Source organism: Actinoplanes siamensis, assembly GCF_016862395.1.
Classification (GTDB): domain Bacteria; phylum Actinomycetota; class Actinomycetes; order Mycobacteriales; family Micromonosporaceae; genus Actinoplanes; species Actinoplanes siamensis.
Window position 1 is genome coordinate 130,316 of record NZ_BOMW01000034.1, and the last position, 12,133, is coordinate 142,448.

Annotated in this window: 9 protein-coding genes; 4 read left to right on the top strand and 5 right to left on the bottom strand. The window is 73.3% G+C overall.

Going from position 1 to position 12,133, the window contains the following annotated elements:
* Positions 1–65: 65 nt before the first annotated feature.
* The 5 genes from moeZ to Asi03nite_RS19005 all read right to left on the bottom strand — a co-directional run bounded on the left by moeZ (position 66) and on the right by Asi03nite_RS19005 (position 7,462).
* Positions 66–1,247: an adenylyltransferase/sulfurtransferase MoeZ gene (gene moeZ / locus Asi03nite_RS18985; RefSeq protein ID WP_203681448.1), complete on the bottom strand. Its 1,182-nt coding sequence runs from the start codon at positions 1,245–1,247 to the stop codon at positions 66–68.
* A 109-nt stretch (positions 1,248–1,356) separates the two neighbouring features.
* Entirely contained in the window at positions 1,357–3,705 is a 2,349-nt protein-coding gene (locus Asi03nite_RS37940) for a DUF3152 domain-containing protein (RefSeq protein ID WP_239102773.1), read from the bottom strand.
* 126 nt (positions 3,706–3,831) lie between these two features.
* Complete coding sequence (locus Asi03nite_RS18995) at positions 3,832–4,503, bottom strand: DUF3152 domain-containing protein (RefSeq protein ID WP_239102774.1); 672 nt, start codon at positions 4,501–4,503, stop codon at positions 3,832–3,834.
* A 293-nt stretch (positions 4,504–4,796) separates the two neighbouring features.
* Entirely contained in the window at positions 4,797–5,756 is a 960-nt protein-coding gene (locus tag Asi03nite_RS19000) for an alpha/beta fold hydrolase (protein WP_203681451.1), read from the bottom strand.
* Complete coding sequence (locus tag Asi03nite_RS19005; protein WP_239102775.1) at positions 5,756–7,462, bottom strand: Daple; 1,707 nt, start codon at positions 7,460–7,462, stop codon at positions 5,756–5,758. The genes Asi03nite_RS19000 and Asi03nite_RS19005 overlap by 1 nt, the downstream gene beginning before the upstream one ends.
* Before the next feature lie 305 nt (positions 7,463–7,767).
* On the opposite strand from Asi03nite_RS19005, the gene Asi03nite_RS19010 reads away from it, so the two are divergent.
* From Asi03nite_RS19010 to Asi03nite_RS19025, 4 genes are all read left to right on the top strand, one after another.
* Positions 7,768–8,427 carry a TetR/AcrR family transcriptional regulator gene (locus tag Asi03nite_RS19010; protein WP_203681455.1) on the top strand — a complete coding sequence of 220 codons (660 nt, stop codon included), beginning with the start codon at positions 7,768–7,770 and terminating at the stop codon, positions 8,425–8,427.
* Between the two features lie 39 nt (positions 8,428–8,466).
* Positions 8,467–8,691: a DUF3107 domain-containing protein gene (locus Asi03nite_RS19015; RefSeq protein WP_203681457.1), complete on the top strand. Its 225-nt coding sequence runs from the start codon at positions 8,467–8,469 to the stop codon at positions 8,689–8,691.
* A gap of 215 nt (positions 8,692–8,906) precedes the next feature.
* Positions 8,907–10,712 carry a DEAD/DEAH box helicase gene (locus Asi03nite_RS19020; RefSeq protein ID WP_203681459.1) on the top strand — a complete coding sequence of 602 codons (1,806 nt, stop codon included), beginning with the start codon at positions 8,907–8,909 and terminating at the stop codon, positions 10,710–10,712.
* 294 nt (positions 10,713–11,006) lie between these two features.
* On the top strand, positions 11,007–12,133 hold a 1,127-nt coding region (locus Asi03nite_RS19025; RefSeq protein ID WP_203681461.1), incomplete at its 3' end, for a class I SAM-dependent methyltransferase.

Genomic DNA, 12,133 nt, shown 5'->3' on the forward strand with positions numbered 1-12,133 from the left:
AGTCCCGAGACTGTCCGGGGCCGGCGCCCAGGCCGCAGCCCGGGGCGCCGGTCCCGAAACGATCATCAGTACGACGGCAGCGACGGGTCGACCGTGTTCACCCAGGAGACGATGCCGCCCTGGACGTGCACGGCGTCCTTGAAGCCGGCCGCCTTGATCGCCGCCAGCGCCTCCGCCGAGCGCACGCCCGACTTGCAGTGCAGCACGATCTGCCGGTCCTGCGGGAACTTCGCCAGCGCCTCGCCGGACAGGATCTCGCCCTTGGGGATCAGCACCGCGCCGGGGATCCGGTTGATCTCCCACTCGGCCGGCTCGCGGACGTCGACCAGGAACACGTCCTTGCCGCTGTCCTGCCACTCCTTGAGCTCGCGGGCGGTGATCGTCGAGCCGGTGACCGCCTCCTGCGCCTCGTCGGAGACCGCGCCGCAGAAGTCCTCGTAGTCCTCCAGCAGGTCGGTGACTGTCGGGTTCTCCCCGCAGAGCGCGCAGTTCGGGTCCTTGCGGACCTTGATCTTGCGGTACGACATCTCCAGGGCGTCGTAGACCATCAGGCCGCCGACCAGCGGCTCACCGATGCCGGTGATCAGCTTGATCGCCTCGTTGACCTGGATCGAGCCGATCGACGCGCAGAGCACGCCGAGGACGCCGCCCTCGGCGCAGCTCGGGACCATGCCGGGCGGCGGGGGCTCCGGGTAGAGGCAGCGGTAGCAGGGACCGTGCTCCTCCCAGAAGACCGAGGCCTGGCCGTCGAACCGGTAGATCGAACCCCACACGTACGGCTTGCCGAGCAGCACCGCGGCGTCGTTCACCATGTAGCGCGTCGCGAAGTTGTCGGTGCCGTCGACGATCAGGTCGTACTGGCTGAAGATCTCTTTGACGTTGTCGCGGTCCAGCGCGGTGTTGTGGATGACCACGTTCACCAGCGGGTTGATCTCCGCGATGCTGCGCGCCGCCGACTCCGCCTTGGGCGTGCCGACGTCGGAGACACCGTGGATGATCTGACGCTGCAGGTTGGACTCGTCGACCGTGTCGAAGTCGATGATGCCCAGCGTGCCCACGCCGGCCGCGGCCAGGTACATCAGGGTCGGCGAGCCGAGGCCGCCCGCGCCGACGGCGAGGACCTTGGCGTTCTTCAGCCGCTTCTGCCCGTCCATCCCGACATCGGGGATGATCAGGTGACGCGAATAGCGGCGGATCTCGTCGACGCTCAGCTCGGCGGCCGGCTCGACGAGCGGGGGCAGAGCCACAGTTCACTCCCCGGGTTCGGTTGGTAAGGATCGCCGCCCATTGTCGCTCGTTCGGCGCCGATCTGCCCATGACGTCGGCCACGGCCCGACATGCGGGATCCCGGAATAATCAGCGACGGGCCTCGCCGGAGTACCGCTTGCCGTCGAGGTAGGGCCATGGGTTCCGGGTGCAGCCGTCCAGGCCGTACGTCTGTTGCAGCATCACCGGGGCCGGCCTGCGCCGTCCCGGGCAGGACTCGTGACCGTGCCCGAGCTGGTGGCCGATCTCGTGGTTGATCGTGTACTGACGGTAGGCGTCGAGGTCGTCGCCGTAGTCCGGCACCGCGGCCGCCCAGCGCTCGGCGTTGATGATCACCTGGCCGGGCACCCGGCACGAGGTGTACCCCTCGGTGTGCAGGCCACCCTCGGCGCACATCTTCTCCGACGTCGCCGGCGAGGCCAGGAAGACGGTGAACTCCGCGTCGCCGGACGACTCCGGGACCCGGCGCAGGCGCAGATCGCCGCTGCCGATCCAGCTCCGTTCGTCACCCAGCGTGCGGTCGAGCATCGCGGAAAAGTCGTCCGGGTCGACGTCGCCGACCGTCTCCTCGACGGCCACCTTGAACCGGTGCATCCGACCGGACCTCCCGAGAACCGGGCCGCGCGTCCGGGCGTACCGGAAATCCCCGGCCCGGCCGGAAGCCTCGGCGGCGGTCGGCAGAACTCCCCGCACCGAGCCCACCTGTTCTCGTTTCTCCTGCTCCGGCGTCAGCCGGGGCGGTTGGTGCGGCTGTTCCACCCGTGGGGCGGCCTCGTGCTCGACCGCGGTGGGCCGCTGCGGGTCCCGCAGCTCATGGCCGACCATCAAGATCAAGAAAACGATCAGGAGGTACGCCAGGAAGGTCACCCGGCGGCGACGGCGCAACAGCTTGCGGCCGGACGGGGTCAGCCTGGCCCGGATGCCGGTGTGCCCGCCGGCGTCCTCCGCGAGGCTCCGGTCGGTCTCGACGACCGGGTCGGTGGTCTCCGGGCGCGGTTCCGCGGCCTCGGCACGGCTCTGGTGATCGTCGCCCGGCTGGTCGAGGGCTGGCGGCTGGTGTGCCGGCGAGGTGAGCACCGGCTGTTCGTGCGCCGGCCGGGTGAGGACGGGCTGCTCGCGTGTCGGCCGGTCGTCCTGGGGCGGTTCGTGCTCGGCCGGGTGCCACAGACCCTCCGGGATGCCCACCGGGAGCCGCAGACTCTCCGGGAGGCCGGCCGGCGGGTGGTCGGTGGTGGACCAGAACCAGGCGGCGTCCTCGTGCTCGGGTTCCGCGAGGATGCGCGGGAGCTCGGCGGTGTCGTGCGGCCGGATCGGTCGGGTGATCTCGTCCTCGTCCAGGCCCGGGTACGCCGAAGTCCCGGTCCGCCCGGCCGGGGCGTCCGGCGCGGGGTCCGGATCAGCCGTCGGGGCGAGACCGGGATCAGGATCGGCCGTCGGCGCAGCCGGGCCCGCGTGGCTCAGCGGCGTCGGGCCGGCTGGCGCGGGATACGCCAGGGCCGTCGTCTCCGTCGTCTCCGCCTCCCGCCTTGCGGCGCGCGCGGCCGGCAGGGCGTCGATGGGCGAGGCCGAGCGGGCGACCGGGCGGCGCCGGGTGGACCGGCCCGGCTGGACGTCCGCCGCGGCGGGATCGGCCTGCGCCGGCTGTTCCGTGGCGGGCTCGGGCTCGGGCTGCCCCTGACGCCCGGCCGGGGTGGGCTCGGGTTCCGGCTCCACGGCCTCGGGCTGCCCGTCGTCGCCGGACCGGGCCGCCGCCCGGGCCGCGGCCAGCCGCTCGGCGGCCAGTTCCAGGATGCCGCGGGTCATGCCCGGGGGCAGCCCGGTCTCCGGGTCCACCGGCGGGCCGGAGGGCTGCGGCTGGGCGTGGTGGGGCTGCTGTTCCGCGCGGTGCCGGCCGACGGGCTCCAGCGGCTCGGCGGCGCGACGATGCCGGCCGCCTGGCGTGGTGGGGCCGCTCCGGGCCGCCGTGCCGGGGACGGGGTCGGCTGCCGGCTTGGCCTTGGACGCTCCCGTGGCGGCCGGCTTGGCCGTCGAGGGCGTAGCCACCGGCTGGGTGGGCGTCGAGCGCGCGGGCGGCTTGGCCGGTTCGACTGCGGCGGGCCGCGAGCGCGCGGAGGGCTTGGCCGCTTCGGCGGCCGCGGGCCGCGAGCGCGCGGAGGGCTTGGCCGCTTCGGCCGCGGCGGGCCGCGAGCGCGCGGGCGGCTTGGCCGCTTCGACGGCCGCGGGCCGCGAGCGCGCGGAGGGCTTGGCCGCTTCGGCCGCGGCGGGGCGCGGGCGGGCGGGTTTCTTCGCGGCGCCGGTCCGGGCCGTGATCACGCCCTTGGCCGGGGCCGCGGTCGCCGCGGACGTCGATTTCGCCCGGGACGGCTCGTTGCGGGTCCGCCGGCCCGGTGAGTCCGGGCCGGCCACCGGCTCAGGGGAGGCATTTGTCGCGTTTGCCATAACAAGGGTCAGCCTGCCAGAACTGAGCCACTTGTCACAGCAGAATCGGATTCCCCACCGGGGGAACCGAGTCCCACAGGTAGGGGATCTCAGGGCCGGACCGGACCGGCGGGCGCGATCGGGCGATCAGAGGGCCGGACCGGTGAAGGGCCGGTTGTGCAGGCGTGGCCAGGCGAACGGCACGCACCCCCGGGTGGTCAGCGTCTGCTGGACCATCACCGGGGCCGGACCGCCGTTCTCCGGGCATCCCTCGTGGTGGTGCCCCAGCTCGTGGCCGACCTCATGGTTGATCACGTAGTTGCGGTACACCGCCAGCGGAACCTTGGCGGTCAGATACGGCTTCGCCGACTTCCGGTACCGGTCCAGGTTGATGATCGCCGCGCCGGTCACCCGGCAGGACGTGTACGGCACCCCGCCGATCCGGATGTTCGTCCCGCCCCGCCGGCACATGTCACCCGCGGTGTCCCGGGTGGCCAGGAACACCGTGAAGTCGGCCGGCTCGTCCGCGCCAACCATCTGCAGACGCAGGTTCCGGTTGCCGATCCAGCTGCGTGTGTCGCCGAGCGTGCTCACCACCTGGGCGGCGAACGCCTCCGGGTCCTCGCCGCCGCCGTTCTCCACGGCCACCCGGAAACGGCGCAGCCCTCCTTTGCCGCCCAGCACGGAACCGCGCTTCACGGCGTACGAGAAACGGCCCGAACCCCGCGCCGGGACCATCCCGGGCAGTTGCAGGATCCCGGGATCGATGGACGCCGGGGAGGCCGAGGCCGAAGGCGAGGCCGAGGGAGCCGGGGGCACCGCGGGAATCTGGGCTGCCGCGGATTCCAGGATCGGCGCCGGCGCCGAGGGCGAAGGCGCGGCCGGAGCCGATACGGGAGCCGGCGGATCCGGCTGCCGAGAGGCCACCGAAACGACGGTGAGCAGCACCAACGTGACCGAGAAAAGCGCCAGCCACCACTGGCGCCACCGATCGCCTGCGGGTGGCGGCTGGTCCGGCGCGCGCGCCGGCGTGACAGGAGCGATCATTTCGCGCTCAGCCTCGCACACGAGCGCCATTCGCACTCGCCCGAGTCGATCTTGTGAGGCACGCACTATCGGGTGCCGGCGCGCACGTCGTTCACCATCCCGACGATCCCGCGCGCCACGATCCGCGGAACCTCCATCTGCGCGACGTGCCCCACGCCGGGCAGGATCAGCAGGCGCCCGTCCGGGATCGTCCGGGCCACCTGCGCCGGCACCCGCGGGTCGACCAGCTTGTCGTTGAGGCCGCCGACCACCAGCGTCGGCGCCTGCACCCGCGCGGCCAGCCGCCACTGCGAGTTCACCCCCGGCAGGTAGGCCCTCAGGAAACTGCCCACCAGGCCGCGCAACGTGCCCAGATAGGCCCGTGGGTAGTGGTCGATGGTGTACCGCAGCTGGATCTCCTCCAGCGCCTCGGCACGGCGCTGCGGATGGACCTTGCTGGTGTCCCCGAAGCAGGCGGCCAGCACCTGCTCGGCCATCTGCTCCGCGGTGATCCGGGTCAGGCCCCAGGCCATCAGCCGCTCCGCGCCGGGCAACGCGAGCAACGGCAGCATCGGCCCCTGCGCGGTGCGACGCGGGTCCAGGAACGGCATGGCCGGCGAGATCAGCGTGAGGGTGCGCACCAGGTCCGGGCGCAGCGCCGCGACCCGCACCGAGATGGAGCCGCCGAGCGAGTTGCCGACCAGGTGGACCGGGCCGCGGCCGGCGGCGTCCAGGTAGTCGGTCAGGGTGGCCGCGAAGGCCGGGATCGAGTACCTCGGGCTGGGGTCGCTGTACCCGAAGCCGGGCAGGTCGACGGCCTGCCCGGCAAACCGGTCGGCGAGCAGGCCGGCCAGGTCGGTGAAGTTCTGCGAGGAGCCGCCGAGGCCGTGCACGTACACCGCGGGCTCGGCGTCCGGCCGGGTGGCCGGAGTGTCCCGGACGTGCAGCATCGCACCGCCCACCGTGACCCGCCGCGCGGGCCAGGGTGGCGGCACCTCACCCTCCGGCAACAGCTCGCTGTCGCCGGCCAGCACCGCTCCCCTCACTAGGCCAACAGTGCCTCGACGCGGCGGTTCACCGCAGCCAATGTGGCGCGCACCATGGCGTGCCGGTCGTCGCCGGTGACCACGGCCGAGCCGGAGAGCTGCTCGACCCAGCCGCCCCCGGCGCAGGAGAGCAGCAGCACCACGACGGCGACCTGGGTGGAGCCGAACGAGACCGCGGAGGCGTGCTCGACGAAGCAGCGGGCCGGGCCGTCGGCGTGCGTCGAGGCGGAGAGCAACTCGTCGACAGCGCCGGCGGTGGCGGTGGCGCACAGGCGCAGCAGGTAGCCGTCGACGGCCGGGCCGGTGGCGACGCCCGAGGCGGCCCGGTCGCCGGCGCGCAGCCGGACCTCCACGGTGGCGTCCGCTCCGAACGTGTTGACGTGCACGTTCTCGATCAGGACACGCGGTCCGGGCCGGTCGCCCGGATCGAGCGGGCGCGGCTTGTTGAGGTCGCGCGGGGCCAAGGCCGCGGGCGCCGGCTCCGGTTTCGGTCTCGGGGTGGGCAGCGGCGGCGGGGGCGCCATCAGCGGCGTGGGGGTCACCGGAGCCGCGGAGATCGGGGCGGCCGAGACCGGGGCGGCGGAGACCGGCGCCGGGGCCGGGGGCGCGGAGGTCGCGGCGGCCACCGGCGGGGCCGGTGAGACCGGCCGGACCGGGGCACGGCCGGGCCGGGTGGCCTGGGCGGGCACGATCGGGGCGGGCGGCGCCGCCGGGGCCGCGCCGAACGCCCCGGGCATCGCCGCGTCCAGGCCCATCCGCTCCTGGAGCAGGCGGGCGACCTGACGGCTCACCTCGGCCGCGTCGGCGCCGTCGGCGAGGTCCAGCCGGAGGCTGTGCGCGCCGGCCGGGGTGGCCCGCAGCGAGGCGTCGCGGACCCCCGCCACCTCGCGCACCGCGGCCAGGATGGCCTGTACGTCGAAGCCCTCCTGGCGCTCCTGCGCGGGCACCACGTCACCGCGGCGCAGGTGCGTCGCGATCCGTGCCAGGGCGGGGGCCTCGGCCGATGGCTCCACGACGGGCGGCTCCGGGACTCGGGGCACGTCCGGCTGGGCCGGCACGCGCTGCGGCAGGACTCCGCTCGGCTCCTCCAGCGCGGAGCCGTAGCTGTCCGCAGGATACGGCGCGGCCGGCTGGTAACCACGACGCGAGAGGGCGGCGTCGTACGCCGGCATCTCGTTCTCCGCCGATCGCGGGTCCCCCACCTGCGCGGTGGGCTCCACCCGGGGCAGGCCCTGCGCCAACGTGTCGTTGACCAGCGCATGCCGGGAGCGGATCGGTTCGGACGGCGCGTCGGTACGGCTCAGTGGATCTCCCTGGGTCGGGCCCGGCTCACCGGGCGTCCATTCGGTGCGCGCCTGCGGGGCGGGCCGGGCCATCGGCACGGCGGCGCGCTGCACAGGCGGGGCGGCCCGGTACGAGTCGTCGAGGTCCCCCTCGTACGGAAAGGGGGGCGCGCTGGACGGGGCGGGCGATGTCGGGTCGACCGGGCGCGGCCGGTGTCCGAGAATGTCAGCCAACCGGCTGCGATCGCCGGACCAGGGGGACGTCTCGGTGCCCCCGGAAGGGGGAATCTCGGTGGGCTGCGGCGGGTCCACGAAGCCCGGCGGCGGGGGCACCTGCGCCGGCACGGCCGAGCTCGGGGCCGGCCCGAAGGGGCGCTCCGGGAAGGCCTGCCGGCCGAGGTTGCCGCGCCGCCACGGAGGCACGTCGGCCTCCTCTTCCAGCGCTGGTCCCGGGTTCGGCCACGGGCTCTCGCCGCTCGCCCAGCCGTTCATCCGATTGCGGTCATACGCGTCGGCACCGTTGCCGCCACCCGCGGCTCCGGTGTCTCCGGAATGCCCTGTTTCATCCACCGCGTGCTCCTCGCTCGCCCCCGCTGAGGCTACCGTGTGGTTGCAGTGGCGATAAGTTGCAGCGTCGCGACAATTGCCCGCACGACCGCGACAAGCGCCGATCCGGGCAATCCGCGCCGACAGACCGCGGGGACCGACCCCCTGGAGGTTCACCAGATATGACCGCCGCGTCCGGCGGGGCTCAGACCACTCGCCCCACCCGGCTGCCTCGATCGGCACGCCGAAAGCAACTGCTGGCGGCCGCCCAGCAGATCTTCGTCGCGCACGGCTACCACGCCGCCGCGATGGACGACATCGCGGAGCGCGCGGGCGTTTCCAAGCCCGTGCTCTACCAGCACTTCCCCGGCAAGCTCGAGCTCTACCTGGCGCTGCTGGACACGCACTGCGACGCCATCATCGCCAAGGTCCGGGACGCGTTGGAGGCGACCCCGGACAACAAGGAGCGGGTGAAGGGCGCGGTCCGCGCGTACTTCGACTTCATGGATCACGAGAGCGAGGCGTTCCGCCTGGTCTTCGAGTCCGACCTGCGCAACGACCCGCAGGTCCGGCAGCGGGTCGAGCGGGTCGAGCAGGGCTGCATCGAGGCGCTGACCGAGACCATCATCTCGGACACCGGGCTCCGGCCGGACCAGGCGCGACTGCTCGCCTCCGGGCTCGCCGGGGCCTCCGGGGCCGCCGCGCAGTACTGGCTGGCGAACGGCCGGCGTACGCCCAAAGCTGAAGCCGAGAGCCTCGTCGCCGCTCTGATCTGGCGTGGGATCGCGAGCTTCCCCCTGCAGGGCGGTTCAACTGCCGGAACGGCACCGGAAATCGGATAGCCTTTCGAAGCGGTACACGGGTTGACAGAGGAGGACTCCGTGGAGGTCAAGATCGGCGTGCAGCAGTCGCCGCGTGAGCTCGTGCTGGAAAGCGCTCAGACTCCGGCGGAGGTCGAGCAGGCCGTGTCCGAGGCTCTGGCCAAGGACGGCGTCCTTTCGCTCACGGATGAGAAGGGCCGCAAGGTGATCGTCCCGGTCGCCAAGCTGGCCTACGTGGAGATCGCCGAGGCCTCGCACCGGCCGTTCGGCTTCACCACCCGCTGATGCGGTCACGGGAGGGCGCCCTGGTCCCAGGGTTCCCTCCCGTAACTGCTCTTGGGTGTGTCTGCTATTGAGTCGGGTAGAGTGGCTGGTGTCGCCGTCGATCTGTTCTCGACGGCCCCGCGTGTGGCCCGCTTCCGAGCGTGCGGCCCGCGCCAAACCAAACCGCGCCCCAGACACTCGACGGGCGCACCACGAGAGGGCACCCGTAAAACTTCATGACCGACAATGAGCAAGCTCTAGTCCCCGTGACGAACCGTGCTCCGGTTCGCCCGGACAGCCCGACCTTCGCTGAGCTGGGCGTCCGTCCCGAGACCGTGGAGGCGCTGGCCAAGGCCGGCATCACGCACGCCTTCGCCATCCAGGAGTACGCGCTGCCCATCGCGCTGCGCGGCTCCGACCTGATCGGCCAGGCCCCGACCGGCACCGGCAAGACACTCGGCTTCGGCCTGCCGCTGCTGGAGCGGGTCCTCGCCCCTTCCGAGGGCGCCGACGGCCGGCCGCAGGCACTGATCGTCGTCCCCACCCGCGAGCTGGGCCTGCAGGTGGCCCGGGACCTGGCCGCCGCCGGCAGCACCCGCGGCGTCCGGGTGCTGCCGATCTACGGCGGCGTGGCGTACGAACCGCAGGTCGACGCCCTGAAGAAAGGCGTCGAGGTCCTCGTCGGCACGCCCGGCCGCCTGCTCGACCTGGCCAAGCAGAAGCAGCTCAAGCTGAACGCGGTCGGCGCGCTGGTGCTCGACGAGGCCGACCGGATGCTCGACCTGGGCTTCCTGGACGACGTCGAGAAGATCCTGGCGATGCTCCCCGAGCAGCGGCAGACCATGCTGTTCTCGGCCACCATGCCGGACCCGATCGTGGCGCTGTCCCGCCGGTTCCTGCACAACCCGATGACCATCCACGCCGGTCACACCACCGACAGCGGGCCCAACCCGCTGACCAAGCAGGTGGTCTACCGCACCCACCCGCTCAACAAGATCGAGATGCTGGCCCGGATCCTGCAGGCCAAGGACCGCAGCCTCACGATGATCTTCACGCGGACCAAGCGGGCCGCCGACAAGGTCGCCGAGGAGCTCGACTTCCGTGGCTTCGCGGTCGCCGCGGTACACGGCGACCTGGGCCAGGGCGCCCGGGAACGGGCGCTGCGGGCGTTCCGCAGCGGCAAGATCGACGTGCTGGTCGCCACCGACGTCGCGGCCCGCGGGCTGGACGTCTCCGGCGTCACCCACGTGATCAACTACGACTGTCCGGAGGACCCGGAGACCTACACGCACCGCATCGGCCGGACCGGCCGCGCGGGCGCCACGGGTGTCGCGGTCACGTTCGTGGACTGGGAGGACATGCCGCGCTGGGTGCTGATCGACAAGTCGCTCGCGCTCGGCATGCCGGAGCCCCCGGAGACGTACCACACCAGCCCCGCGCTCTACGCCGACCTGGACATCCCGTCCGACATCTCGGGCACCCTGCCCACCGCCGAGCGCAACCGGGCCGGTCTCTCCGCAGAGGTCGAGGAGGATCTCGGCGGCGGGGGCCGGGGACGCCGCTCGCGTGGCGACCGTGGCGACCGCGGTGGCCGCGGCGGGCGCGCCCGCGGCGGCTCGGCCCCGGCCTCGCCGGACGGCTCGGCCCCGCCGGCCGCCGACGAGGGGGCGGAGCGGCCCAAGCGGCAGCGACGCCGGCGGCGGGTCGTCGAGGGTGAGGATGCCAACCTCGGCGGTACGCCGGAAGCCTCCGGACCGTCGTCGGACGCTCCCACCGAGGCGCCGGCGGCCCCCGCCGACGAGGCGGCGCCGCGGGCTCGCACCCGCCGCCGCCGGACCACGTCGGCCGCCACGGTGATCTTCTCCGAGACCGAGGCCCCGGCCGCCGGGACTCCGGCCGCCGAAGAGCCGCCGGCCCCCGCCGAGGCCGCGTCCGGCGACGCCCCGCCGCGCCGTCGCCGCCGGAGCACCCGGGCCACCGGTGAGCCGGCCGAGAGCATGACCGGCGGTTCCGAGGCCGGGGTGGGCACCGCGGAGAACTGATCGGCGAAGAAGCCTGGGATCGTTCGTACGATCCCAGGCCGCTTGCCCATCGGATCGTGCGTCGTCCCGCTTGCCCTGATCGGATGGGGCCTCCTCCGGCTTGCCCTCATCGGATGGCGCACCCCCGGCTCGCCTTCATCCGATAGCGCACCCCCCGGCTCGCCTTCATCCGATAGCGCACCCCCCGGCTCGCCTTCATCGGATCGTGTCTCTTCCCGGCCGAACGACCTGGCAGCGGTGAGCCCTGGTTCACAGCCCCGCCGGACCATCTCACCGGGCGGGCAGAATGGAGTCATGCCACAACCGCTCGAACAAGCGCTCGCCGAGGTGCGCGAACTTCTGCTGACCCCGGGGCTGACCCGTGCCGTCGCGGCCGGCCGCCGCCGCGGGCATGTGCCGTCGGTCACACGCGCGCAGGTTCGCCCCGTCACGCTGAAGAGCGGTCCGCGGCTGCAGATCGTCACCGACGACGGGGCGCGGCCCTTCACACGCAACGTCGCGCCCGGCGCGGAGGCCGCGTCCGCGGTGGACGAGCTGCTCGCCGAGCCGTTCGGGAACTGGCATGTGGAGACCGAGTCGGCCACGGTGCAGGTCCGGATCACCAAGAAGGGTGACGCGCAGGTGCACCGCTCGGCGTCCTCCTCGGTCGCCGCCCCGCACGCCCATGACCGGGCCAAGCAGTGGCTCCTCGATCCGGGCGACCCGCTGTTCGAGGTGATCGGGGGCAACGCGGCCAAGCGCCGGCAGATCGACGCGTTCCTGCGCGCGCTGGCCGCCACGCTGCCCGACGAGCTGCCGCCGACGCTGCGCGTCGTCGATCTGGGCTGCGGGAACGCTTACCTGACCTTCGCCGCCTACCGTTATCTGGCCGGGCGCGGCGTCGCGGTCCAGGTCGCCGGGGTCGATGTCCGCGAGGATCAGCGGGTACGCAACACCGAGGTCGCCGCCCGGCTCGGATGTTCGGCCGAGGTCACGTTCGTGGCCGGCACCATCGAAGCGGCCGAGCTGCCGTTCACGCCGGATCTCGTGCTGGCGTTGCACGCCTGCGACACCGCCACCGACCAGGCGCTGGCCCGCGCGGTGCGGTGGGAGGCGCGCTGGGTGCTGGCCGCGCCGTGCTGCCACCACGACATCGCCGCCCAGCTCAAGGGCAATGCCGCGCCCTCGCCGTTCGGCGAGTTCACCCGGCACGCGATCCTGCGGGAACGCTTCGCCGACGTGCTCACCGACTCGCTGCGCGCCGGGCTGCTGCGGCTCAACGGTTACAAGGTGGACGTGGTGGAGTTCATCGACTCCGCGCACACGCCGCGCAACCTGATGCTGCGCGCCCGGCGCACGGGTGCGGCGCCCACCGCCGAACAGCGCGCGGAGTACGACGCGCTGGTCGGGCAGTGGGAGGTCGCGCCGGCACTGGCCGCTCT

What these genes read in the sequence shown, in the direction of transcription:
- Asi03nite_RS19020 (WP_203681459.1), top strand. Translation starts at nt 8,907, where the DNA reads ATGACCGACAATGAGCAAGCTCTAGTCCCCGTGACGAACCGTGCTCCG.
- Asi03nite_RS19010 (WP_203681455.1), top strand. Translation starts at nt 7,768, where the DNA reads ATGACCGCCGCGTCCGGCGGGGCTCAGACCACTCGCCCCACCCGGCTG.
- Asi03nite_RS37940 (WP_239102773.1), bottom strand. Translation starts at nt 3,705, where the DNA reads ATGGCAAACGCGACAAATGCCTCCCCTGAGCCGGTGGCCGGCCCGGAC.